Origin of the sequence: Pseudomonas sp. S04, from assembly GCF_009834545.1 — a bacterium.
Classification (GTDB): domain Bacteria; phylum Pseudomonadota; class Gammaproteobacteria; order Pseudomonadales; family Pseudomonadaceae; genus Aquipseudomonas.
The window spans coordinates 2,499,245-2,522,120 of the sequence record NZ_CP019427.1 but is presented as its reverse complement, the minus strand read 5'-3'; the positions used below and the strand labels follow the sequence as shown (position 1 = coordinate 2,522,120).

The 22,876-nt window shown below is 64.0% G+C and carries 20 protein-coding genes and 1 pseudogene; 10 read left to right on the top strand and 11 right to left on the bottom strand.

The window, feature by feature from the left end:
- Positions 1–111: 111 nt before the first annotated feature.
- From msrA to PspS04_RS11325, 4 genes are read right to left on the bottom strand one after another with little or no spacing between them, the layout of a single operon-like run.
- Positions 112–579 carry a peptide-methionine (S)-S-oxide reductase MsrA gene (gene msrA / locus PspS04_RS11340; protein WP_159995272.1) on the bottom strand — a complete coding sequence of 156 codons (468 nt, stop codon included), beginning with the start codon at positions 577–579 and terminating at the stop codon, positions 112–114.
- Positions 576–1,496 carry a homocysteine S-methyltransferase family protein gene (locus PspS04_RS11335; RefSeq protein ID WP_159995270.1) on the bottom strand — a complete coding sequence of 307 codons (921 nt, stop codon included), beginning with the start codon at positions 1,494–1,496 and terminating at the stop codon, positions 576–578. The genes msrA and PspS04_RS11335 overlap by 4 nt, the downstream gene beginning before the upstream one ends.
- Entirely contained in the window at positions 1,493–2,542 is a 1,050-nt protein-coding gene (locus tag PspS04_RS11330) for an ABC transporter substrate-binding protein (RefSeq protein WP_401130464.1), read from the bottom strand. The genes PspS04_RS11335 and PspS04_RS11330 overlap by 4 nt, the downstream gene beginning before the upstream one ends.
- Before the next feature lie 14 nt (positions 2,543–2,556).
- On the bottom strand, positions 2,557–4,608 hold the full coding sequence (locus tag PspS04_RS11325; protein ID WP_442966641.1) for an ATP-binding cassette domain-containing protein: 2,052 nt from the start codon (positions 4,606–4,608) through the stop codon (positions 2,557–2,559).
- A 305-nt stretch (positions 4,609–4,913) separates the two neighbouring features.
- Between PspS04_RS11325 and PspS04_RS27505 the strand changes: the two genes are divergently transcribed.
- On the top strand, positions 4,914–5,075 hold the full coding sequence (locus tag PspS04_RS27505; RefSeq protein WP_174244572.1) for a hypothetical protein: 162 nt from the start codon (positions 4,914–4,916) through the stop codon (positions 5,073–5,075).
- A gap of 53 nt (positions 5,076–5,128) precedes the next feature.
- On the top strand, positions 5,129–5,719 hold the full coding sequence (locus tag PspS04_RS11320) for a helix-turn-helix domain-containing protein (protein WP_371917607.1): 591 nt from the start codon (positions 5,129–5,131) through the stop codon (positions 5,717–5,719).
- A gap of 184 nt (positions 5,720–5,903) precedes the next feature.
- Here PspS04_RS11320 and PspS04_RS11315 read toward each other — a convergent pair whose 3' ends face one another.
- The gene (locus PspS04_RS11315; RefSeq protein ID WP_162530200.1) at positions 5,904–6,413 is read right to left on the bottom strand and encodes a hypothetical protein; all 510 of its coding nucleotides are present in this window, start codon (positions 6,411–6,413) and stop codon (positions 5,904–5,906) included.
- 428 nt (positions 6,414–6,841) lie between these two features.
- Here PspS04_RS11315 and PspS04_RS11310 point away from each other — a divergent pair, with 428 nt between their 5' ends.
- From PspS04_RS11310 to PspS04_RS11285, 6 genes are all read left to right on the top strand, one after another.
- Positions 6,842–7,741 carry an ABC transporter substrate-binding protein gene (locus PspS04_RS11310; RefSeq protein WP_237234984.1) on the top strand — a complete coding sequence of 300 codons (900 nt, stop codon included), beginning with the start codon at positions 6,842–6,844 and terminating at the stop codon, positions 7,739–7,741.
- On the top strand, positions 7,741–8,904 hold the full coding sequence (locus tag PspS04_RS11305) for a phosphotransferase enzyme family protein (RefSeq protein WP_159995264.1): 1,164 nt from the start codon (positions 7,741–7,743) through the stop codon (positions 8,902–8,904). The genes PspS04_RS11310 and PspS04_RS11305 overlap by 1 nt, the downstream gene beginning before the upstream one ends.
- On the top strand, positions 8,901–9,773 hold the full coding sequence (locus PspS04_RS11300) for a sulfurtransferase (protein ID WP_159995262.1): 873 nt from the start codon (positions 8,901–8,903) through the stop codon (positions 9,771–9,773). Before PspS04_RS11305 ends, PspS04_RS11300 begins: the two co-directional genes overlap by 4 nt.
- A 126-nt stretch (positions 9,774–9,899) precedes the next feature.
- Positions 9,900–12,089 carry a TonB-dependent siderophore receptor gene (locus PspS04_RS11295; RefSeq protein WP_159995260.1) on the top strand — a complete coding sequence of 730 codons (2,190 nt, stop codon included), beginning with the start codon at positions 9,900–9,902 and terminating at the stop codon, positions 12,087–12,089.
- Between the two features lie 35 nt (positions 12,090–12,124).
- Positions 12,125–12,751, top strand: coding sequence for a nicotinamide riboside transporter PnuC (gene pnuC, locus PspS04_RS11290; protein WP_095170411.1), 627 nt, complete (start codon positions 12,125–12,127; stop codon positions 12,749–12,751).
- 71 nt (positions 12,752–12,822) lie between these two features.
- Entirely contained in the window at positions 12,823–13,557 is a 735-nt protein-coding gene (locus PspS04_RS11285) for a UTRA domain-containing protein (protein WP_159995258.1), read from the top strand.
- Positions 13,558–13,566: 9 nt separating this feature from the next.
- Here the strand turns inward: PspS04_RS11285 and PspS04_RS27760 are convergent.
- The 6 genes and pseudogenes from PspS04_RS27760 to PspS04_RS11260 form a co-directional block, all read right to left on the bottom strand.
- Positions 13,567–13,665: pseudogene (locus tag PspS04_RS27760) on the bottom strand (GNAT family N-acetyltransferase); the annotation flags it as partial.
- Between the two features lie 181 nt (positions 13,666–13,846).
- Complete coding sequence (locus PspS04_RS11280) at positions 13,847–14,695, bottom strand: ureidoglycolate lyase (protein ID WP_095170408.1); 849 nt, start codon at positions 14,693–14,695, stop codon at positions 13,847–13,849.
- 39 nt (positions 14,696–14,734) lie between these two features.
- Complete coding sequence (locus tag PspS04_RS11275; protein ID WP_159995256.1) at positions 14,735–15,475, bottom strand: SDR family oxidoreductase; 741 nt, start codon at positions 15,473–15,475, stop codon at positions 14,735–14,737.
- A complete protein-coding gene (locus tag PspS04_RS11270; protein WP_159995254.1) occupies positions 15,472–16,854 on the bottom strand; it encodes an MFS transporter in 1,383 nt (460 codons plus the stop codon). Before PspS04_RS11270 ends, PspS04_RS11275 begins: the two co-directional genes overlap by 4 nt.
- Before the next feature lie 91 nt (positions 16,855–16,945).
- The gene (locus tag PspS04_RS11265; protein WP_159995252.1) at positions 16,946–18,526 is read right to left on the bottom strand and encodes an aldehyde dehydrogenase (NADP(+)); all 1,581 of its coding nucleotides are present in this window, start codon (positions 18,524–18,526) and stop codon (positions 16,946–16,948) included.
- A 97-nt stretch (positions 18,527–18,623) separates the two neighbouring features.
- Positions 18,624–19,604: a LysR family transcriptional regulator gene (locus PspS04_RS11260; RefSeq protein ID WP_159995250.1), complete on the bottom strand. Its 981-nt coding sequence runs from the start codon at positions 19,602–19,604 to the stop codon at positions 18,624–18,626.
- A gap of 113 nt (positions 19,605–19,717) precedes the next feature.
- On the opposite strand from PspS04_RS11260, the gene PspS04_RS11255 reads away from it, so the two are divergent.
- Positions 19,718–20,899 (top strand): fumarylacetoacetate hydrolase family protein, encoded by a 1,182-nt coding sequence (locus PspS04_RS11255; RefSeq protein WP_159995248.1) that lies wholly within the window; start codon positions 19,718–19,720, stop codon positions 20,897–20,899.
- Between the two features lie 49 nt (positions 20,900–20,948).
- Positions 20,949–22,733 carry an IlvD/Edd family dehydratase gene (locus tag PspS04_RS11250; RefSeq protein WP_095170402.1) on the top strand — a complete coding sequence of 595 codons (1,785 nt, stop codon included), beginning with the start codon at positions 20,949–20,951 and terminating at the stop codon, positions 22,731–22,733.
- Positions 22,734–22,876 lie beyond the last annotated feature (143 nt).

The following is a 22,876-nucleotide window of genomic DNA, read 5'->3' as shown; positions in this document are numbered from 1 at the left end:
AGCTCCCTCGCCACAGGCCGCTACAACCTTGTGTAGATACCTATGCCACGATGGCGCCGCCACTACCAACATCGATGACACCTGACACCCACCATGCTTTCAAGGCCACCCTCAGATCGAACAACTGCTGGCACCGTGTTTTTCCAGGTAGCGCTGGTGCGCTTCATCTGCCAACTGGAACTCCCCCAGAGGCACTATCACCGTTGCCAATGGCTTGCCCAAGCGCCCGGACGTGTCCAGTAGCTGTTTCGCGGCCTGGGCACTGGTCGCCTGTTGCGCCGAGCTGAAAAACAACGCCGAGCGGTATTTGACCCCGATATCCGCCCCCTGGCGGTCGACCGAGGTCGGGTCGTGCAGGGTCCAGAAATGTTCGATCAGGTGCGTATAGGAAATCACCCGGGGATCGAAGTCGACCTGCACCACTTCAATCAACGCCGGCTCGCCATCGGCCGAACGTGCGAAGCCGACCCGGCTATCGAGTACCCCGGGCAGCGCCCGCAAGTATGCCTCAGCGCCCCAGAAACAACCGGCGCCAAAGGTCGCCTGTTCCAACAACACGGATTGCTCCACCTCACTCATGCTTCTACCTCCTGTTCCTGCTCGATCAAATGCTGGTGCAACTGGGCGATGTGTTCCGGGCCGATGCCACAGCAGCCGCCGACGATGTTGGCGCCAGCGGCCACCCAGGACTTGGCCCAGTGCAGGTACGCCTGGGGTCCCAGGTCGGGACGAATCTCCAGCAGGGTGCTATTGGCTTTCGCCTCGGCGTCCACCGCCGGGAAGGCATTGGCGTAGACCCCCAGCTCAATGGCCAGGCCCAGGCCGCGGATGACGTCGGCGGCCTCACTCAATGCCGCGGCCATGACTTCTGGCTGACTGCAATTGAACAGTACCGCTTGTGCCCCCAGTCCGGCCGCCACGCGCACCGCCTCGGCCACCGGTTCGGCGGAACGCAGGCGTGGCGGCTGGCCCACTTCATCGAGCAGCGTGAACGATAGCCACAACGGTTTGCTGTCGCTGGCCAGGGCTTGGGCTACCGCCTGGATTTCGGCAATGGAACTCTGGGTTTCCGCCAGCCAGACGTCGACATGGGCCTGCAGGCCGGCGATCAACTGGCGATGAATTGCCACCGAGCGCGAGTGATCGAACAGGTCCGGTCGATAGGAGCCCAGGGCTGGCGGCAGCGAGCCGGCTACCGTGACCGCTTCGCCACTGGCCGTCGCCGCCTGCCGCGCGAGGCGCCCGGCCCGCTCGGCAAGCGCCAGGCCATGCTCGGCAAAACGCGCCTCGCCAATATGAAAAGGCACCACCGCGTAGCTGTTACTGGTGATGACCCGCGCACCGGCGTCGATGAACGCCTGGTGGGCCCGCAGCACATACTGCGGTGCCTCGATCAGCGCCAGTGCCGACCATTCCGGCTGCCGGAACGGCGCGCCAATGCGCTGCAGCTCGCGCCCCATGCCACCATCGAGCAATCGCAAGGAAGGCCGGCTCATGGGATCGCACTCACGGTCGGTGCCGAAGCCTGCAACCACTGGTCCACGGTGCTGGCATGGGCCTGGACCCAGGCCTTGGCCGCTACGTCAGCCGGTTGCTGTTCCTTCTCGATCTTCAGGATCAGTTCGTTGAGTTGCGCCGGTTCGATCGCGACATTGCGCAGGAACTCGGCAATTTTCGGTGCCCGCTGCTGCAACGCGGCCGAGGCCAGCACGTGGACCTTGGCGTCCGGGAAGGCGCAGGTGATCTGACTCTTGTTCAGCCAATCCGGGTCGACGGTCGGGCTGATGAATTTCCAGCAACCATCGGCCTTGTACAGCGGATCGCCTTTTTTGTTGTCCTGGGCATAGCCATCGAAGGCCGGTTCTTCCAGGCGGCGCAGATCGAAGGCGGAGAAAATCCAGTCCGGGGTGTAGGCGTAGAACACCACGCCGCGTTCGGCCTTGTAGGCGCTAGCCAGTTTGGCGTAGGTCACCGAAGCCTCGGTGGAGACCGCCTCGAACTTGTCGGCAAACCCGTAATCCTTGGCCTTGATCTGGCCGATGTAAGTGGACTCCCAACCGGCCGGCCCCACCAGCAACTGCGCCTTGCCACCGCCCAGGGGTTCGAAGAACTTCGCCACTTCCGGTTTTTTCAGGTCATACACCGATTTGACGCCGTACTTGTCCTGCAAGTACCCGGGGATGTAGAAGCCCTGCTCGCCAGCATAGGGGTGGGCATTGGGCACCAGCGAACGGGTGCCGCCGGTGACGTATTTGGCCCAGGCGGCCGATTGGTTCGGCAGCCAGATGTCGGTCAGCACGTCCACCGATCCATCGCCCTTGGACGCAGCGCTCAACAGCACCGCGACGTCCCCCGCCAGGTACGAGACATCACCATCGAGACGGCTGCTGATGACTTCGCCGAGGATGTGCTGAATGGCAATGGCGCCGGTCCAGTTCTGTTCGCCGATGACGATTTTTTCCTTGGCCAGCAATGCCGGTGGAGCAATCAGCGAGGCCAGCAATGCCACTGCGCCCAGGGTGCGCGATAAGGGTTTGTTCACGATAAGCCTCACGTTCAGTTGTAGGTCGGGTCTTGCTTGCGCAAGCTCGATTGAATGATTCGATCCGGGATCAGCGCGCACAGGACAATCGCCGCACCGGCGAGCATGCCTTCGCCACCCTTGATGTTGCGCAACGCCGTCATCACGTCGTAACCGAGCCCGCCGGCCCCGATCAGGGCGGCCACGACCACCATCGACAGGCTCATGACCAGGGTCTGGTTGATCCCCAGCAACAGCGAGCGCCGGGCCAGTGGCAGTTGCACCTTGACCAGGGTCTGCCAGCTACTGGCGCCATGAGCCACAGCCGCTTCGACGGTATCCTTGGGCACCTCCTGGATACCCAGGGAGGTCAGGCGGATCATCGGCGCCAGGGCGAAAATCACCGTGGCAATCACCGCCGGGGTCTTGCCCACGGAAAAGAACGCCACGGCCGGGATCAGGTACACGAAGGTCGGCAGGGTCTGCATCACATCCAGCAGCGGTGTGACCACGCGGCGCACCCATGGTCGGCGCGCCAGCAGGATGCCGGTGGGCACGCCGATCACCAGGGCAATCAGCACCGAGGACCCCACCAGCGCCAGGGTGGCAATGGTGCGCTCCCAGAAGCCGAAAAGGCCGATGTACAGCAGTGCGGCGCTGCTGGTCAGCGCGAGTGCCAGACCGGCCGATCGCCAAGATAGCAACACCAGGGCCAGGGCCGAGACCGGCCAGGGCAGCCAGCCCAGCAGGCTCTCGATGCCTTCGATGACCGTGCGCACCGCGACTATCACCCCGACAAAGGCGCCTTCGAAAGTCACCTGCGACCAACTGATGAACTGGTCAATGCTCTGCGCCGTCACCAGCAGCAACTGGCGATTGGCCGGGAACTGCAGCAACGCGCTGCTGGTGTCGGCAGTGATCACCCGCCAGATCACCAGGACCTGGCTGACCAACAACAGCGTCAACGGCAGCGCCCAATCCGAGCCACCGCCGCGCACCGGACGGGCGCTGAGCGTCAGCGCGCTGTAGCGACTGGCGACCAGCACCAGCGTCGCCAGCAGCACCGTCAGCCAGGCCGAGCTAAGCAATCCTTGGCCGAGGGCTGCCAAGGCGCCCAGTTCACTGGCAAAAGCCAGCCAGAACAGCCCGCCCCTACCCCGCGCCGCCAACGCCGCTGGCCCCAGCAACAACGCTTGCCAGGCCGACAGACCGGGACTATAGGAAGGCGCGCGTGGTTGGCTAGGCAGTCGGGCCGCGACCTTGGTCGACGCTTTTGCAGGGGCGCTGGCCGGCGCGCAGTCACGGAAAAAGTCCGCGACTTCGGCGTCGGCCGGCTGCTCCAGCAATTGTTCAGGCGTGCCCAGTTGCACCAGGCGGCCATGGCGCAACACCGCAATGCGGTCTGCCAGGCGCAAGGCTTCGGCCGGGTCGTGGGTAACCAGTAAAGTGCTGATCCCGCGTGCGCGGGCCAGAGCCAGGAAATGGCTCTGCAAGTCGCGGCGGATGGTCGGGTCGAGGGCGCTGAACGGCTCATCCATCAACAGAATGTCCGGCTCCGTCACCAGCGCCCGGGCCAGCCCGACGCGCTGGCGCATGCCGCCCGACAGTTCATGGGGATAATGCTCGCCCCAGCCTTGCAGCCCGACCGCCTGCAACTGCACGGCTGCCGCCGCATGCCGCTGCGCCTCGGGCTCGCCACGCAATTCCAGGGGCAAGGCCACGTTGTCCAGCACCGTGCGGTGCGGCAACAAGCCAAAATGCTGGAACACCATGCCAATGCGCCGCGAACGCAACTCACGCAGGGCCTTGTTGCTCAAGCCACTGATCGCCTGGCCGTCAATCAGCACTTCGCCGCTGGAAGGCTCGATCAAGCGGTTGATGTGCCGCAGCAAGGTCGACTTGCCACTGCCGGAAGTGCCCATCAGACACAACACTTCACCACGCAGGACTTTCAGGTTGACGTTGCTGACCGCCGGCGCTGCGTCGTTCTGCCCGTAGGCCTTGGTCACGTCGCGCAACTCAAGCACCACGTCCGCTTCGAGTACGGGCGCATCCGGGGCTGGGGTCTCGATCCGGGCGCTGGCCAGAGAGGATTGGATAAGGGTCACAGGCGTTCTCGACAAGCAGGCCCGAGCGCGACACAGCGCACCCGGGATGGAAAAAGGGACGAGGCGGCAGGCATGGCCTGACGCCGGGACATAAAGCTAATCGATCTTAAAAAGTACAAATAAATACTTTTTTGGAATTAGCTTAGGCATCTATTTCCCGTTCTCTTGCTTACACCTTTAAGAACCAAAACGAATTAATAAATAGAAAATCATTATTTATCGATATAACAATTTCCGCGTAGGCTCAGTCCATCCCGTCATTCATCACCACAGTGAAGTGCCCCATGAATCCGACTGACAACCTCATCGACTTCGCCAGCTACCGCAAACGCAAACAGGCTCAACAACGGGCACGGGCCATGTGGGATATGTACACGCTGCAGGCCGGCCTGCAGACCTTCACCACGGCCCGGCCGACGGCCAGCACCGAGACCCGCCACGCGTGAACGCCCAGGGTCCCGTGCGCTTTCTCGCCAGCGCCGACGAACCGGTGCTCGATCTGAACCACTTGCAGCCCCAGGAAGAAGATCCGATTTGTCAGCGGGTCGCGCAAAACCTGCAGCGCCTGCGGGGCAAGCGCCATCTGTCCCTGGACGCACTGGCCCGCCAGTGCGGCGTGAGTCGGGCGATGCTGGCGCAGATCGAATCCGGCCGCAGCGTGCCGTCGATCAAGGTGCTGTGCAAAATTGCCAAGGGCTTGAAAGTCTCGGTCGCGGCGTTTCTCGAACACCGCGCGTTCGAAGGGGTCGCGGTCTTGTCGGCCAGCCAGAGCAAACGCCTGGTCAGCGCCAATGGCGCCTTCGTCAGCCGCGCACTGTTCCCGTTCGACGTGGCACGCCAATCGGAATTCTACGAACTGCGCCTGAGCCCCTTGGGTGAAGACCAATCCGCAGGCCATGGCCCGGGCGTGCAGGAAAACCTGGTCGTGGCCCAGGGCGTGCTGGAAATCAGTGTCAACGAAGAACGCTACCTGCTCTCCACCGGCGACTCGATCCTGTTCTACGCCGACCAGCCCCACCGCTATCGAAACCCAGCGGACAGTGAGGCAGTGGCGTATCTGGTAGTGACATATCCGGAACGCCTGGACTGACCGGCCAACAGCGGCTTGCTCGCGAAAACCTCAAGTACGACGCGTGCATCCAGGCAGCACGCGTCATCGTTGACGACCATCGCGAGCAGGCTCGCTCCCACAATGAGGCTCCAGGTGTTCGCAGGATTTGCAGACACCCAGGGGCGAATGCTGAGGATCCACCCCCGCCCTCAAAAGCCCCCAATCAGCAAGTGCAGCACATCATCGGCATGCCATTGCAGCTCATCATCATCGGCATGCTGCAATCGTTCATCATCTTCATCATCAACCCACAGCAGTTCTTCATCATGTCCATGTTCATGCCCGCCATCGGCATGATCTTGCACATCATGCTGTCAGCCTGAAGGCTGCACTCCATCACGCACTTCATCGACGGCATCGGCATGCCCATCACCGGCATCGGCATCATGGCGCCCATCATCGGCATGGCCATGCTCGCCTGGGACATGCACATCATGCTCATGTTGGCGCAATGCATCATCATCGGCATGCCGCAGTCCATCATCATCTGCATCATCTGCGCGCTGTTCTTGAACATCGCCATGTCCATGCCAGCGGCCGGCATCATCTTGCACATCATGCCGTCTTCGAGCATTTCGCAGCTCATGGTCGCCATCATCATCGGCATGCCCATCATCGGCATCATCGGCATGCTGCTGTTCATCGACATTGGCATCTGCATGGCATTCATCATGGTGGAGCTCCCGCAAGGATTAAATAGTTGGGTGAAGCGATGGCGCCGATTCTAAGGACTGGCTCTCCCACGACAAGACGCCCCCACAGCAGCGAAAAACGCTGCGCCAACTCCATTAGTGCGGCACCGAGTGCCAATGCCGCTGTTACAACCCACTTAACGACGCAATCACAGATATAACCACCACCTCTGCACCCGTTCAGCGGTCATGGATATTCGACTGACAACTATCTAAATAACCCAAAGAAATAATCGTTCTAACAAGGACTCGATTATTTTCAGATAACCGCTCTGGTGCAGGCTTCACCGGGATTATCGGGTATATCCATAGTGATAAAAGATATTGGTATATACCAGATTCAGACCTTATAAATCGGCGCATTAAACATTTGCACTGGAGTAGCAAATCGATGGTTGGTGTAAGGGTAATGCTCGAATACTTTCACCCCTGGCCTAATTCGGCAGGCCTGTACTTGGCCCGCGAACGCGGTTGGTACGCCGAGGCTGGGTTGGATGTCGAACTGGTAGTGCACGACCCTTGGCGCGGTGACACTCTCGAGCATCTGTTGACCGGGGCCGTGCACTTCGGATTGTTCCCCAGCAACCGCCTGCTGGTACGCCGCGCCCTGGGGCAACCGTTGCTGGGGGTAGCGGCGATCAACCATGCTGGCCTGGAATCGATCCAGACCCTCAGCGACTCCGGCATCCAGCGCCCACGGGACCTGGCGGGTCGGCGCCTGGCGCTCAATCCGACGCCCCGCGGCGTGGCCATGGTCCGGCATCTGATGCGGGTCGATGGCGGTGATCCCGACGCGCTGATCCTGGTGGACAGCGGCACCCGCGAGTTGCGGCCCGAGCAACTGGCCGCCGGCCTCGCCGATGCCAGTTTTGGCGGCTACTGGGCCTGGGAAGCACTGATGGACAGCCCGATCGCCGCCGAGCGGCGCGTGGTCTGGCCGGTCGACGAGCTTGGCGCCCCGGCCTATCACAGCTACCTGCTGGGAGCCCACGAACAGACCCTGCTGGACCAGCCCGAACTGACCCGCGCCTTTCTCGCCGCCACCGCCCGTGGTTACCTGGCTGCGGCCGCCGACCCGGCCAGCGCGCTGCAGGCCTATGAAAGCGCCACCCCGTACTTCCCCCGCGAGCTGCTGGCGCAATCGCTGCACGCCATCGCGCCGACCTGGCTGCACCAGGGAACCTGGGGCCAACAACGCGATGCCTTGCTCGAACCCTACGCCCACTGGCTGCACGCCAACCACGTGCTGTCCGATGCCCAGGCTTGGCGCCAGGCCACCAGCAACGCCTTCCTGCCGGAGCCGCTGTGATGGCCGCACACGAACCCTTCAGCGCCCACGGCCTGGGCCTGGAACCGGTGGCGGCGCAGTGGCCGCCGCTGCAGGCGGACGATGTCGCGCAACTGCTGCGCGGCTACCCGCAACTCGGCGCGCCGCTGCAACTGGACTGGCACAGCCCACGGCCGTTCTCGGCCGCCAGCCTGGTCCAGACCCAAAACACCCGGGTCTTCGTCAAGCGCCACCCACAACAGGTACGCAACCCCGCCTGGCTGCGCGAAGAACACCGTTTCATGGCCCATCTGCGGCAACGCGGGGTGCCAGTGACCGAAGTGCTGGCCAACCGCGACGGCGACACGGCGACCGCTCAGGGCGAGTGGACCTACGAGGTGCATGCCCTGGCCGAAGGTCAGGACCTGTATCGCGACGCCTTGTCCTGGACGCCGTTTCTCAACCAGCACCAGGCCTGGTCGGCCGGTCAATCGCTGGCCCGCTTGCACCGTGGCGCCGCGGACTTCCAGGCCCCGCCGCGCCAGGCCCAGGTGCTACTGGCCAACTTCAAGCTGTGCAGCGGTCCGGACCTGGCCGCCAGCCTGCATACGTTCATCCAGCGCGACCCGGCACTGGCGGCCTATATGGACCGCCAGCCATGGCGCGACGAGTTGCTGCCCCTGCTGCTGCCCTGGCATCGCCCACTGCAACCGCTGCTGGCCCGGCAACCCGGGTTATGGACCCATAACGACTGGCACGGCTCCAACCTGCTGTGGAGTTCCAGCACCGCCGACGCCCAGGTCAGCGGCGTGCTGGACTTTGGCCTGGCGGACCGCACCTTCGCCCTGTTCGACCTGGCCACCGCCATCGAACGCAACGCCATTCCCTGGCTGGAACTGGACAGCGGCGGGTCTGCCCCGGCGGCCCTCGACGACATCGACGCCTTGCTGGCCGGTTATGCCAGTGTCCTGCCGCTGTCGGCGGCCGAGCTTCTGACCCTGGCCGCCCTGCTGCCCCTGGTGCATGTGGATTTCGCCCTGTCGGAGATCGCCTACTTCAACGGCGTGGTCGGTTGCGCTGCGAGTGCCGACATCGCATACAAGGCTTACCTGATCGGTCACACCCGCTGGTTTTCGACTGATGCCGGCCACTGCCTGCTCGAACATCTACGGCGTCGTGCCGCCACCCGGAGTCAAGGTTCATGAACCCACTGATCAGCCCCCAGCAACTGGCCAGCCTGATGGCCGAAGACGCCAACCTGCTGATCCTCGACGCCAGCGTCGAACTGCCGGCACCGCGTTTCGACCGCGACTACCAGGTCGCCAGCGGACGCGACGGTTGGTATCAGGCCCACATCCCCGGTGCCCTGCACGCCGACCTGCTGTATGACCTGGCCCTGCCCGACGCCTCGTTCAGTTTTGCCCTGCCCGGTGTCGAACACCTGGCGAGCGCCCTGGCCCGGCTGGGGCTGGATGGCGCTCGCCAGGTGGTGATCTACGATCGCAGCGAAGGTTTCTGGGCCGCGCGTCTGTGGTGGATGCTGCGCAGCGTCGGGCTGGCGGCGCAGGTGCTGGACGGTGGTTTCAAGGCCTGGTGCGCAGCGGGTTTGCTCCAGGCACAGGGTATTGAACCGGTGCTGCCGGTGGCCGCCATGTCGCTGTCAGCCCGGCCAGGCTTGTGGATCGAGCGTGACGGTGTGCAGGCGATGGTGTCCGGCGAGCGACCGGGGCTGCTGGTGTGCACCCTGTCCCAGGCATTGTTCGAAGGCAGTGCCGCGAGCCGTTACGCGCGGCGCGGGCACATCCCCGGCAGTCGCAACCTGCCAGCGCGGCAATTGCTCGACGCAGATGGCCGGTACCTGCCACGCGACCAGTTGCAACAGCAACTCGCTGCGCTACTGCTCGACGTGCCAGGGCCCTTGGTGCTGTATTGTGGCGGCGCAATTTCTGCGGCGGCCCTGGCCCTGGCGTTAACCCTGGTCGGCCGCGACGACGTGCTCTTGTATGATGGCTCGCTGCAAGAATGGGCCGCGGATTCAAACTTGCCGATGACCACCGGAGCAACTCCGGACTGATGCCCTCAGGGGCACGTATTTAACCTGATTTCCTGTTTTTACCGCACAGCGCTTTCCTGGAGCGCACCTGGGCCCCTATGCCCGGTGTTCGCCTGCCCCGGGCTCGCAGTCATCAAGGAGTTTCACATGGATAGGCTTTACCGGACGTCCCCCCAGGACGGCTGCGCCCCGCGCTTTGCCTTCAATCAACTGACCCTCGGGCTGTTGCTGGCCAGCGCCCTGCCCTCGGTCCACGCTGCCGAGACCCTGCTGCCGGCCGTGACTGTGAATGCCGAGGACCACTCCGGCTACCAGGTGTCCGAGGCCGCTGTCGGTGGGTTCGACCCCGCGCCCTTGCTCGACACGCCGGCCTCGATTGCGGTGATCAACGAAGCCCTGATCAAGGACCAGCAAGCACGCCTGCTCAGTGAAGTGTTGAAAAACGACGCCTCGGTGGGTGAAAGCTACGCACCGGTCGGCTACTACGAGAACTTCGTGGTACGCGGCTTCTCCCTGAACGCCGCCAGCAGCTACAAGATCAACGGCCGCACCATCACCGGCGAGCAGAACGTCGGCCTGGAAAACAAACAGCAGGTGGAACTGCTCAAGGGCCTGGCGGGCCTGCAAAGTGGGGTCAGCGAGCCCGGCGGGCTGATCAATTATGTGACCAAGCGGCCGACCGATGTGCACTCGGTCACGGTGTCCACCGACGATCGCGGCAGCGGATACCTGGCCACCGACGTCGGTGGTTTTTTTGGCAGCGAACAACAGTTCGGCCTGCGCGCCAACCTGGCCCATGAAGACCTGCACTCCTACGTCGAGCACACCAACGGCCAGCGCGACTTTGCCTCCCTGGCGCTGGACTGGACCCTGAGCGACGCCGCGCTGCTGCAACTGGATGTCGAGTACCAGACCAAACAACAGCGTTCGGCACCGGGCTACCAGTTGCTCGGCGGCACCGAGTTGCCGCACCACGCCTCGCCCAAGCAGTTGCTGGCGCATCAGAGCGGCACGAAACCGGTGACCACCGATGCGCTGAACCTCAACGGCAACTTCGAGTACCGCTTCAGCGACACCTGGAAAGGCAACCTCAGCGCTTCGCGCAGCCGGGTGGTGATCGATGACTACAGCTCGTTCGCCTGGGGCTGCGACCCCATCAAGAGTTGTCCCGAGGCGGCGGTGCCCAACTACTTCAGTCCCGAGGGTGACTACGACATCTACGACTTCCGCAGCCCCGACGACACCCGGCGCAACGACGAAGCCCAGGCCACCCTCAGCGGCACCTTCGACACGGCAGGCCTGGGCCACGAACTGACCGTCGGCAGCAGCGCGTTTCGGCGGATCGTCGACAAGCGCGAACCGATCAACGAGTGGATCGGCAGCGCCAACATCGCCGGCGAGCCGGCCGATTTCCCGCGCTACGCAGGGCCGCTCAATGATTCGTATCGACACCTGGACAGCCGCCAGTACGGGCTGTTCTTCAACGACCGGATCAGCTTCAACGAACAATGGCAGACCGTGCTCGGCGGGCGCGAAGTGCGCCTCGATGAAGAGACCTTCGACAGCGAGGGCGACACCACCCGCCACACCCAGCGTTACGAGTTCCTGCCCCAGGCCGCGCTGATCTACAAACCGCTGCCGAACCTGGCGTTGTACAGCCGCTACAGCAAGGGCCTGTCCCTGGGTGGCGAGGCGCCGTGGTTTGCCAGCAATTACTTCGAGATCCTCGCGCCGACCGTGTCACGGCAGATCGAGGCCGGGATCAAGTACGACTGGCAACGCATGAGCCTCGGCGCAGCGCTGTTCCAGATCCGCCAGGGTTATCAGTATTCCCGGCCCAATGCCGACGGCAGTTTCACCTACACCGAGCAGGGCGAGCAGAAGAACACTGGCCTGGAACTCTCGGCCAACGGCTGGGCCAGCCAGCGCCTGCAGATTTCCGCCAGTGTCGCGGCGATCCGCTCGCGAGTCAGCGGCAGCGACACCCCGGCCTACGAAGGTCACCAGACCATCAACGTACCGAACCTGCGCGCCAGTCTTTATGGCGACTATGCCCTGCCGTGGGTCGACGGCCTCGCGCTGCTCGGTGGGGTGCAATACAGCGCCAGCAAATACGCCAGTCAGGAAGGCCAGGTCGAGGCCAGCGCCTACGCCGTGTTCAACATCGGCAGCCGCTACAGCACGCGCATCGACGGCTACGACACGGTGTTCCGCCTGACCGTCGATAACCTGTTCGACAAGCGCTACTGGCGCGATGTCGGGGAGTACATGGGCGACAACTACGTGTTCCAGGGTGCACCACTGACCGCCCGCTTGAGTGCATCGGTCAACTTCTGATCCGGCCCGCCAAGGCCACGCTTGAGGAAACCGTTATGTCCGATCTTGAAATCATCGCTGTCATTCTCAACCTCCTCGGCGTCTGGCTGACCGCCCGGCGCATCCGCTGGTGCTGGCCGGTCAGCGTGCTGGCGGTGCTGCTGTATGCCTGGATTTTCTACGACGCCAAGCTCTACTCCGACACCCTGTTGCAGGGCATCTTCGCCCTGCTGCAAGGCTACGGTTGGTGGCGCTGGAGCCAGGGCCACCTGGAACAAGGCAAGGTACGGGTGGCGCGGCTGCCCCTGGGCGAAGGCCTGCTCGGCTTGCTCTGCGGGGCCCTCGGTGCCGGGCTGCTCGGCGCCCTGATGCACACCTACACCGATGCTTCCGTGCCCTGGATGGACGCGTCGCTCACTGCCTTCAGCCTGGTCGCCAGCGTCTGGGCGGCACGCAAGTACGTGGTCAGCTGGTGGTTGTGGATCGTCCTCGACTGCCTGTATGTCGGCCTGTTCCTGTTCAAGGACCTGCGCCTGACCGCCGCGCTGTACGCCGGTTTTGTGCTGCTGGCGATCTACGGCCTGCGTGCCTGGCAGCAGGACCTGGCGCGCCAGGAGCGGCCAGCGCCAGGGATTGCGGACGGCGGCGCGCAGCCCTCGACGGCTGGCCGGGCGATTGGTTAGTGTAGGTAACCCGTCGATGGTGTCCCCGGGCGCCATCGTCCTCTTCGATCCGCCATCGGGCGTCCCACGTCATGCCTTTTGACCCAGTCTCACCGCACTACCAGCGGATCCGCGAGCAGATCGCCCAGGACCTCGCCAACGGCATCCCCCAGGCCGACCAGAAGTTCCCTTCCGAACGGGACATGATCGAACGTTTCGGCTGCACCCGGGTGACCCTGCGCCAGGCCTTGCAGCAGTTGGAAGCCGAAGGCCGGGTGTACCGCGAGAATCGTCGCGGCTGGTTCGTCAGCCCGCAGCGCATCCGCTACGACCCGACGCGCATCAGTGGCTTCATGGACTACGTCAGTGCCCAGGGGCGCACACCGCGCACCGAATGCCTGCAGGCCGAATTGCGCCCGGCCGGCAGTTGGCTGGCCCGACGCATGGGGCTGGAGTCGGCACAAGAGCCGGTGTTTTTTCTTCAACGCCGGCGCTGGATCGACCGGCGTCCGGTGCTGCTGGAATTCAACGCGCTGCTCGCCAGTTGGTGCCCGGGCCTGCTCGACGTCGACCTCGACACCTCTCTGACCCGGGTCCTGCGCGAGCATTTTGCGCGGGTGCAATCGCGCTGCGAATTGCAGATGCACATCGGCACGGTCAATGAGCAACAGGCCGAACTGCTGCAACTGTCGCCGGGCTCCACCAGTGTCTACCTGGAGCGCCTGAACTTCGGCGAGGCCGACCAGCCGGTGGAATTCGACCAGGAATTCTGGCGCCCCGACGCGCTGTCGGTGGTGATGGAGACGCGTTATCCCGGCAAGGATTGACGGCCGGGCTCAGCCCAGCTGTTTCACCATCGGCACACAAGCCAGTTGCAGGCCCGAGGGTGAATGGTAGATGGACGTTTGCTCACCCCGGTAACCGCAGCGCCGGTAAGCCCCGTCCATTGCTGGCGGGGCCTTGGGTCATAACGTCATATCCTGAACGCGCCTGACCTCATGACCCGCCAGCGGCGGTCATGGAGCAGCACATCATGTTCAGGCGGTGGGTTCTGGTCATGGCTCGATACTGTTGGCCCAGCCCCCCACCTGTCAATCCCGCGGTGAGGGGTGAGGCTCAATCCGCCTGTACCGTCACCTGCAGCTGTTCGCCCAAGCCGGCGATGCCCAGGCGCATGGTCTGGCCGGGGCGCAGGTAGACGGGGTCGGGCTTGATGCCCAGGCCGACGCCCGGTGGGGTGCCGGTGGAGATGATGTCGCCAGGTTGCAGGCTCATGCAACGGCTCAGGTAGGCGATCAGTTGCGGCACGCTGAAGATCAGCGTGCGGGTGTTGCCTTTCTGGTAACGGTGACCGTCGACCTCCAACCACAAGTCCAGCGCATGGGGGTCGGCGATTTCATCGCGGGTGACCAGCCACGGGCCGATCGGGCCGAAGGTGTCGAAGCCCTTGCCCTTGTCCCAGGTGCCGCCGCGCTCCAACTGCCAGGCGCGCTCGGAGACATCGTTGATCACGCAGTAACCGGCGACGTGATCCATCGCATTAGCCTCATCGATGTAGCGCCCGCCCTTGCCGATGACCACCCCCAGTTCGACTTCCCAGTCGGTCTTGAGCGAACCACGGGGGATCTCGATGTTGTCGTTGGGGCCGCAGATGGCGCTGGTCCATTTGCTGAAGATGATCGGCTCCTTGGGCACTTCCATGTTCGACTCGGCGGCATGGTCGGCGTAGTTCAGGCCGATGCAGATGAACTTGCCCACCTGGCCGACGCAGGCGCCGATCCGTGGCTGGCCTGGCACCCGCGGCAGGCTGGCGGGGTCGATCGCCGCCAGGGCCGCCAGGCCCTGTGGAGTCAGGGTCTGCCCGGCGATGTCGGCAACGTGGCCCGAGAGATCGCGAAGCTGTTGGTTGGCATCCAACAGGCCCGGCTTTTCCGAACCCTTGTCGCCATAACGCACTAATTTCATGTGTCGCTCCTGCTGCTAATTAAAGGTGCCGGGTGGCGCTCAGATACTCATGCCGCCATCGATGACATGCACGCCACCGGTGGTGTAGGCCGAGGCATCGCTGCCCAGGTACACGGCCAACTGGGCGATCTCCGCGGCGCTGCCGATACGGCCCATGGGCTGGCGGTCGAGGAACTGCTGGTACACCTGCGCCTCGGTGACGCCCTGCTGCGCCGCCTGCTCGGCGATCCGCTGGCGCAGCGACGGCGATTCCACGGTGCCCGGGCATATTGCGTTGCAACGAATGCCCTGGCCGATAAAGTCGGCGGCGACCGCCTTGGTCAGGCCCACCACCGCTGCCTTGCTCGCGGCATAGGCAAAACGCTTGGGCACACCCTTGACGCTGGAGACCACCGACGACATGTTGATGATCGAACCGCCGCCACGCTCGAGCATGCCCGGCAGCACCGCGCGGATCATCCGGTACATGGCGGTCACGTTGATGTCCATGGACCGGGCCCAGGCCGCTTCATCGCACTCCAGGATGTTGCCGCTGTGCACATACCCGGCGCAATTGAACAGCACATCCAGGCCACCGATCCGCTGGCAGGCCTCGCTGATGGCGCCAGCCGAAGTAACGTCCAGGGTCAGGGCTTCGATACCCGGAATCCCTTGCAGCCCGCGCACCTCGATATCACTGGCGAACACCTGCGCACCCGCCTCGGCAAAGGCCATGGCACTGGCCAGCCCGATGCCCTGCCCGGCCGCCGTCACCAGCACCCGCTTGTTGTGCATCTTCATACTCGCTCCACGTTAGCGCTGCTGGCCGCGGTTTTCGCCGTCCGGCCGAGCATCGCCGCAGGGATCGCCAGGATCAACGCGCCGCTGATGAACAGACACACCGCCAGCACGTAAGTACCGTTGTTGATGTTGCCCGTGAGGTTCTCGGCCACGGCGGTGATCATCGAGCCGGTGAAGCCGGACAGGTTGCCGATGGCGTTGATCATGCCGATCCCGGCTGCTGCCGCCACACCCGACAGCACGGTGCCTGGCAAGGTCCAGAAAATCGGCATCAGGCTGAGGATCCCCGAGGCGGCGACGCTGAGGAACAGCACGGAGAGCATCAGGTTGTCGGCAAAAAAGGCGCTGAGGATCAGCCCGGCGCCGCCGATGAAGGCCGGAATCGCCGCATGCAGCCGGCGCTCGCCGGTTCGGTTGGAGTGGCGTGCGTTGAGCAGCATCGCCACCGTGGCTACCGCATAGGGAATCGCGGTCAGCAGGCCAATGTGCAGGCTGTTGGTGATGCCGGTGCTCTTGATGATCGATGGCATCCAGAACGCCAGGCCATAGAAGCCGGTGTTGAAGGTCAGCAGGATCAGCACCAGCAACCACACGCGCGGGTTGAAGAACACCTCGCCCAGACGCGACACCTTGCCCTGGTTGTCGGTCTGCAGGTTGGCCTTGAGCATGGCTTTCTCGGCGGCTGACAGCCACTTGGCCTTGTCGATGTTATCGGCCAGGCAAACGATGACCACGAAGGCCATGATGATCGAAGGAATGCCTTCGATGATCAGCATCCACTGCCAGCCCGACAGCCCATGCACCCCTTGCATGCTGTTCATCAGCCAGCCGGAGAGGATTCCGCCGAGGGTCAGGCTGATCGGCATGGCCATCAGGAACCCGGACATCACCCGGCTCTGGCGATGGGTCGGGAACCAGTAGTTGAGGTACAGGATCACCCCGGGAAAGAAGCCCGCTTCACAGATCCCCAGCAGGAATCGCAGCACATAGAACATGGTGCTCGACTCAAGCCCGAAGAACCCCGCCAGCGGCACCGTGTAGGCCACTGCCATGGAGATCACCGCCCAGCTGAGCATGATCCGCGCGATCCAGAAGCGCGCGCCGAAGCGATGCAGCAACAGGTTGCTGGGCACTTCAAAGAGGAAGTAGCCCCAGAAGAACATGCTGGCGCCAAGGGCGTAGACGGTGTTGCTGAATTGCAACTCGTTGAGCATGTCGAGCTTGGCGAAGCCGATATTGACCCGGTCCAGGTAGGCGGCCATGTAGCACAGCAGCAGCACCGGCAGGATGCGCCAGATCACTTTGCGGTAGGTGCGGTCTTCAAAGTCGAGTTCGCTGGCTTGCGCCTGCGCGGGCAGATGCTCGGATATCGTTTGCATGGAGATAACCCCTGGGCATGTGGACATGCCTGATTGTTTTTATCGAATGGGTCACGCCGGGCGAGCAATTCACCCGGCGATGCAGCGTGGACTAGAGTGCCTGGGTGGTTTTTTCTCCGTTGACCAGGCGCGTCAGCCCCAATGGATTGCTGTTGCGCAGCGCTTCGGGAAGCAAGGCATCCGGGAAGTTCTGGTAGCACACCGGACGCAGGAAACGGTCGATGGCCAGGGTGCCCACCGAGGTGCCACGGGCGTCGGAAGTCGCCGGCCAAGGGCCGCCGTGGACCATGGCGTCACAGACCTCGACGCCGGTCGGGTAACCGTTGACCAGCACCCGGCCGACTTTCTGCGCCAGCAACGCCACCAGGTCGGCAGCGTGTGCCAGCTCGTCCGGCTCACCCAGCAGGGTGGCGGTCAGTTGCCCGCGCAGGCCCTGCAAGGCCGCCAGCAATTCAGCGCGATCAGCCACTTCCACCACCACGGTGGCCGGCCCGAAGATTTCTTCCTGCAGCAGTTCATCACCACTGAGCAGCAATTGGACGTCGGCCAGGAACAGTTGCGCCCGGGCTTGATTGCCCTCCTGCGCCTGCCCGGCCAGGTGCGTGACCTGGGGATGGGCGCGCAAGGTGGCGCAGCCTTCGACGTAACTGCGCAGGCCGCCCGCGTTGAGCATGGTTTGCCCCGGTTGTTCGGCGATCAGCACGCTGAGCGATTGCAGGAAAGCGCTGAACGCTGGCGAACGTATGCCGATCACCAGGCCCGGATTGGTACAGAACTGTCCGGCGCCCATCACCACCGAGGCGGCCAGTTCGCGGGCGATCTGCTCGCCGCGCACCTGCAGCGCCTGCGGCAGCACCAGCACCGGATTGATGCTGCTCATCTCGGCGAACACCGGGATCGGTTGCGCCCGGGCAGCAGCCATGTCGCACAGCGCCCGGCCGCCCTTGAGCGAGCCGGTGAAGCCGACCGCCTGGATCAGCGGATGCTTGACCAGCGCCTCACCGACGCCGGCACCGAAGATCATGTTGAACACCCCGGCCGGCATGCCGGTCTTCTCCGCGGCGCGAATGATTGCCAAGGCCACCTGCTCGGCCGTCGCCATGTGCCCGCTGTGGGCCTTGAACACCACCGGGCAGCCAGCGGCCAGGGCCGCAGCGGTGTCGCCACCGGCGGTGGAAAAGGCCAGGGGAAAGTTGCTGGCACCAAACACCGCGACCGGGCCGACGCCCAGGCGGCACTGACGCAGATCGACCCGTGGCAGAGGCTGGCGCTGGGGCAGCGGCAAATCGATCCGCGCACCGAGGAAGTCACCACGGCGCAAGGTCTGGGCGAACAGGCGCATCTGCCCGCTGGTGCGGGCCCGTTCGCCTTGGATGCGCGCCGCTGGCAAGGCGGTTTCGCTGCAGACCAGGGCGACGAATTGCTCGTCCAGGGCATCCAGCTCGCTGGCGATGGTGTCGAGGAATTCGGCCCGGCGCTCGGCCGGCAAATTGCTGTAGATCGCGCTGGCCTGATGGGCCGCCGTGGCAGCAGCGTGCACTTCCTCGGCCGTGGCCTGGATAAAGGCGATGGGCAGCGGCTGCCCGGTAGTCGCATCAACGCTGTGCAGGACCACGGAGCCGGCGGCGCTACGGCCACCGGCGATGAAGTTGTGACCAGACAGTTCGGGCATGACAGTCTCCTGACCCAGAGTGAAATCTGGTCGGTACTCTACTGCCGCGAATCGATTCTTTCCCAATGGCATTTTTGGATTAACCGATAACCAAGCGTTATCGAGTTTCACCTGCGACTGCCGCACTTTCAGCCACCTGGTCCCTGGCCAGGCGGGCGTTGTCCGTGAGGATCTGCGCGAACTCCAGGGCCGCCCCCACCAGTTGCTCGCCCTTGCGGGTGAGGATGCCGTAGTCCTGTGGCGCCAGGTGCAGGGGCGTGTCGAGGGCTTTCAACTGGCCGTTTTCCAGGAGTGGATAGACCATGGCATCCGGCAGCATGCCGATCATCGGCCCGCGCTGCAGGACCTGGAGGAAGGTCTGCATCGAGATGGTGTCGACGGTATTGCGCGGCAGCGCCACCCCAGCCTCGGCGAAGGCCAGTTCCATGCGCGCACGAATCGGCGTGCCCACCGGGTACAGAATCCACGGCAGGTCCACCAACTGCTGCAAGGAGATCGGCCCGGCGTCTGCCAGCGGGTGGCGGCTGTTGACCACGATGCAGAACGGTTCCGGGGCCAGCGGCTGGAAGTCGTAGCGTTGCTCCTGGCTGTGCTCGGTGAACCGGGCCACCGCCAGGTCGAGTTTTTTCTCTTCGAGCATCTCCATCAGGTGGTTGCTGGTCTGCTCCACCACCTCGATCGACAACAGCGGCCAGCGCTGCTTGATCTGCAGAATCGCCTCGGGCAGGGCGATGGCGGTGGCGGCAAAAATCCCGCCGACCTTGAGATGACCATGGCCGCCCTCACGCAGGCTGCCGATCTGCTCGACGAACGAACGTGCGTCATTCAGAGCGATCTGCGCATACCGCAAGACATGCTCGCCCAGCGCCGTGGGCGGCATGCTGCGCGGCTGGCGCTCGAACAAGGCAAACCCCAGCAGGCTTTCGATTTCCTTGAGCATCTTGCTGATAGCCGGCTGGCTGAGGTTCATCTGCTGCGCCGCCAAGTGCATGTTGCGGGTGCGGCCCAGGGTGTCGATCAGCAGCAGATGGCGGAATTTGAGCCAGCCGCAGAAGCTGGAGAATGACAGTTCGGACATGGGTGTGCCTCGTCAAACAATAACCAGGAGTTATCGATTACTGAAAATATCTCATTGGAGTTTATCGAGTGCCAGTCATAGCGTGAAGCCTTTACGGACCAGGAAGATTTGCCATGTCGTTACTGCTTACTCCCGAGAACACCCTGCCGGTCGATGGCGTGGCCGGTACCTTGATTGGTCGCGCCTGGGTTCCAGGGCCGATTGCCGGCCCTTCGCTGATTGTCCTGCGGACCGATGGCGTGTTCGATCTGTCGCAGCGCTTCGCGACCCTGAGTGACTTGCTGGAGTCGGACGCGCCCCTGGCCGAAGTACGCCAAACCCCCGGCACGTTCCTGACCAGCGTCGAAAACCTGTTGGCCAATACCGGTCCTGATGCCGACCCGAGCCAACCCTACCTGCTGCCACCGCTGGACCTGCAAGTGATCAAGGCCGCTGGCGTGACCTTCGCCGCGAGCATGATCGAGCGCGTCATCGAAGAGCAGGCCGGTGGCGATGCTGGCAAGGCCGAGCAGGTGCGGGCTATCGTCCATGGGGTGATTGGCGACAACCTGCGCTCGATCGTGCCCGGCTCCGCACAAGCGGCGCAGTTGAAAGCACTGTTGATCGAACAAGGCATGTGGTCGCAGTACCTGGAAGTGGGCATCGGCCCGGACGCGGAAATCTTCACCAAGGCGCCGGTGCTCGCCGCCGTCGGCAGCGGCAGCCAGATCGGCATTCATCCCGGCTCGATCTGGAACAACCCGGAGCCGGAAGTGGTGCTGGCGGTCAACAGCCGCGGGCAGATCCACGGCGCAACCCTGGGTAACGACGTCAACCTGCGGGATTTCGAGGGTCGCAGCGCGCTGTTGCTGAGCAAGGCCAAGGACAACAACGCGTCTTGCGCCATCGGCCCGTTCATTCGCCTGTTCGACGAGCAGTTCAGCCTGGACGATGTGCGCGCCTGTGTGGTCGACTTGCAGGTCGAGGGCACGGACGGCTACCGGATGCACGGTTCCAGCTCCATGAGCCAGATCAGCCGTGATCCCGAGGACTTGGCCGGGCAGACCCTCAACACCAATCACCAATATCCCGACGGTTTCCTGCTGTTTCTCGGTACCCTGTTCGCCCCGACCGAGGACCGTGATCACGTCGGCAGCGGCTTCACCCACAAACTGGGCGACCAGGTACGCATCAGCAGCCCGTTGCTCGGCAGCCTGCACAACCGCGTGACCCACAGTTCTGCCGCCACGCCCTGGACCTTTGGCGTCGGCGCCTTGTTGCGCAACCTGGCGTCCCGAGGCCTGCTCGCCCGCTAAAGCCCGACGCCGGTTGTCGATTCATCCAATTATAAGAGAGCTATGAATCATGAGTGACACCCCGAAACGCCCGCTGCGTAGCGAGCAATGGTTCAACGACCCGGCCCACGCCGACATGACGGCGCTGTATGTCGAGCGCTACATGAACTACGGCATGACCCGTGAAGAGCTGCAATCGGGTCGCCCGATCATCGGCATCGCCCAGACCGGCAGCGACCTGACGCCCTGCAACCGGCACCACCTGGAGCTGGCGCAACGGGTCAAGGCCGGGATCCGTGATGCCGGCGGCATTCCCATGGAATTCCCGGTGCACCCGATTGCCGAGCAGACTCGCCGTCCCACCGCCGCGCTGGACCGCAACCTGGCCTACCTGGGGCTGGTGGAAATCCTCCACGGCTATCCACTCGATGGCGTAGTACTGACCACCGGGTGCGACAAGACCACGCCGGCCTGCCTGATGGCGGCCGCGACCACCGACCTGCCGGCGATTGTGCTGTCGGGCGGGCCGATGCTCGACGGTCACCACAAGGGTGAACTGATCGGCTCCGGCACCGTGCTCTGGCATGCGCGCAACCTGCTCGCCGCCGGCGATATCGACTACGAAGGCTTCATGGAAATGACCACCGCGGCGTCGCCTTCGGTGGGTCACTGCAACACCATGGGCACGGCCTTGTCGATGAACGCCCTGGCCGAGGCACTGGGTATGTCCCTGCCCGGCTGCGCGAGCATTCCGGCGCCCTATCGCGAGCGCGGCCAGATGGCCTATGCCACCGGCAAGCGCATCTGCGAGCTGGTGCGCCAGGATGTGCGACCGTCGCAGATCATGACCCGCGAAGCCTTCGAGAACGCCATTGCCGTGGCCTCGGCCCTGGGCGCCTCGAGCAATTGCCCACCGCACCTGATCGCCATCGCCCGGCACATGGGCGTCGAGCTGAGCCTGGATGACTGGCAACGGATTGGCGAAGACGTGCCGCTGCTGGTCAACTGCATGCCGGCCGGCAAGTATCTGGGCGAAGGTTTCCACCGCGCCGGCGGCGTACCGGCGGTGATGCACGAACTGCAAAAGGCCGGTCGCCTGCACGAGGACTGCGCCTCCGTCAGCGGCCAGACCATCGGCGAGATCGTGCGCAGCACCCTGACCAGCAACACCGACGTGATCCACCCCTTCGACACTCCGCTCAAGCACCGCGCCGGCTTCATCGTGCTCAGCGGCAACTTCTTCGACAGCGCGATCATGAAGATGTCGGTGGTGGGCGAAGCGTTCCGCAAGACCTACCTGTCGGAACCCGGCGCGGAGAACAGCTTCGAAGCCCGGGCCATCGTGTTCGAGGGGCCGGAGGACTATCACGCGCGGATCAACGACCCGGCGCTGGAAATCGACGAGCGCTGCATCCTGGTGATCCGTGGCGTCGGCACCGTGGGTTACCCCGGCAGTGCCGAGGTGGTGAACATGGCCCCACCCGCGGCGCTGATCAAGCAAGGCATCGACTCCCTGCCGTGCCTGGGCGACGGCCGTCAGAGCGGTACTTCGGCCAGCCCGTCGATCCTCAACATGTCCCCGGAAGCCGCCGTGGGCGGTGGCCTGGCCCTGCTGAAAACCAATGACCGGCTGAGCGTCGACCTCAATGCGCGGACGGTCAACCTGCTGGTCGACGAAGCCGAAATGGCCCGTCGCCGAGCAGCCTGGGAGCCAAACATCCCGGCCTCGCAAACCCCGTGGCAGGAACTCTACCGGCAACTGGTCGGGCAACTGTCCACCGGCGGCTGCCTGGAACCGGCCACCCTGCACCTGCGCATCATCGCCCGCAGCGGCGAGCCACGGCATTCTCACTAAGGGGAAGACTGGACCGGCCCCATCGCTGTAGGAGCGAGCTTGCTCGCGATGGGGCCGGAATTTTCAACATTGATAGCGCCTGACACACCGCCATCGGCGATGTTGGCGGTGCCTACCCGGTCATTTTTCCAGGTAGTATTTTT

What these genes read in the sequence shown, in the direction of transcription:
- msrA (WP_159995272.1), bottom strand. Translation starts at nt 579, where the DNA reads ATGAGTGAGGTGGAGCAATCCGTGTTGTTGGAACAGGCGACCTTTGGC.
- PspS04_RS11335 (WP_159995270.1), bottom strand. Translation starts at nt 1,496, where the DNA reads ATGAGCCGGCCTTCCTTGCGATTGCTCGATGGTGGCATGGGGCGCGAG.
- PspS04_RS27505 (WP_174244572.1), top strand. Translation starts at nt 4,914, where the DNA reads ATGAATCCGACTGACAACCTCATCGACTTCGCCAGCTACCGCAAACGC.
- PspS04_RS11315 (WP_162530200.1), bottom strand. Translation starts at nt 6,413, where the DNA reads ATGATGAATGCCATGCAGATGCCAATGTCGATGAACAGCAGCATGCCG.
- PspS04_RS11310 (WP_237234984.1), top strand. Translation starts at nt 6,842, where the DNA reads ATGCTCGAATACTTTCACCCCTGGCCTAATTCGGCAGGCCTGTACTTG.
- PspS04_RS11305 (WP_159995264.1), top strand. Translation starts at nt 7,741, where the DNA reads ATGGCCGCACACGAACCCTTCAGCGCCCACGGCCTGGGCCTGGAACCG.
- PspS04_RS11300 (WP_159995262.1), top strand. Translation starts at nt 8,901, where the DNA reads ATGAACCCACTGATCAGCCCCCAGCAACTGGCCAGCCTGATGGCCGAA.
- PspS04_RS11295 (WP_159995260.1), top strand. Translation starts at nt 9,900, where the DNA reads ATGGATAGGCTTTACCGGACGTCCCCCCAGGACGGCTGCGCCCCGCGC.
- pnuC (WP_095170411.1), top strand. Translation starts at nt 12,125, where the DNA reads ATGTCCGATCTTGAAATCATCGCTGTCATTCTCAACCTCCTCGGCGTC.
- PspS04_RS11285 (WP_159995258.1), top strand. Translation starts at nt 12,823, where the DNA reads ATGCCTTTTGACCCAGTCTCACCGCACTACCAGCGGATCCGCGAGCAG.
- PspS04_RS11280 (WP_095170408.1), bottom strand. Translation starts at nt 14,695, where the DNA reads ATGAAATTAGTGCGTTATGGCGACAAGGGTTCGGAAAAGCCGGGCCTG.
- PspS04_RS11275 (WP_159995256.1), bottom strand. Translation starts at nt 15,475, where the DNA reads ATGAAGATGCACAACAAGCGGGTGCTGGTGACGGCGGCCGGGCAGGGC.
- PspS04_RS11270 (WP_159995254.1), bottom strand. Translation starts at nt 16,854, where the DNA reads ATGCAAACGATATCCGAGCATCTGCCCGCGCAGGCGCAAGCCAGCGAA.
- PspS04_RS11265 (WP_159995252.1), bottom strand. Translation starts at nt 18,526, where the DNA reads ATGCCCGAACTGTCTGGTCACAACTTCATCGCCGGTGGCCGTAGCGCC.
- PspS04_RS11260 (WP_159995250.1), bottom strand. Translation starts at nt 19,604, where the DNA reads ATGTCCGAACTGTCATTCTCCAGCTTCTGCGGCTGGCTCAAATTCCGC.
- PspS04_RS11255 (WP_159995248.1), top strand. Translation starts at nt 19,718, where the DNA reads ATGTCGTTACTGCTTACTCCCGAGAACACCCTGCCGGTCGATGGCGTG.
- PspS04_RS11250 (WP_095170402.1), top strand. Translation starts at nt 20,949, where the DNA reads ATGAGTGACACCCCGAAACGCCCGCTGCGTAGCGAGCAATGGTTCAAC.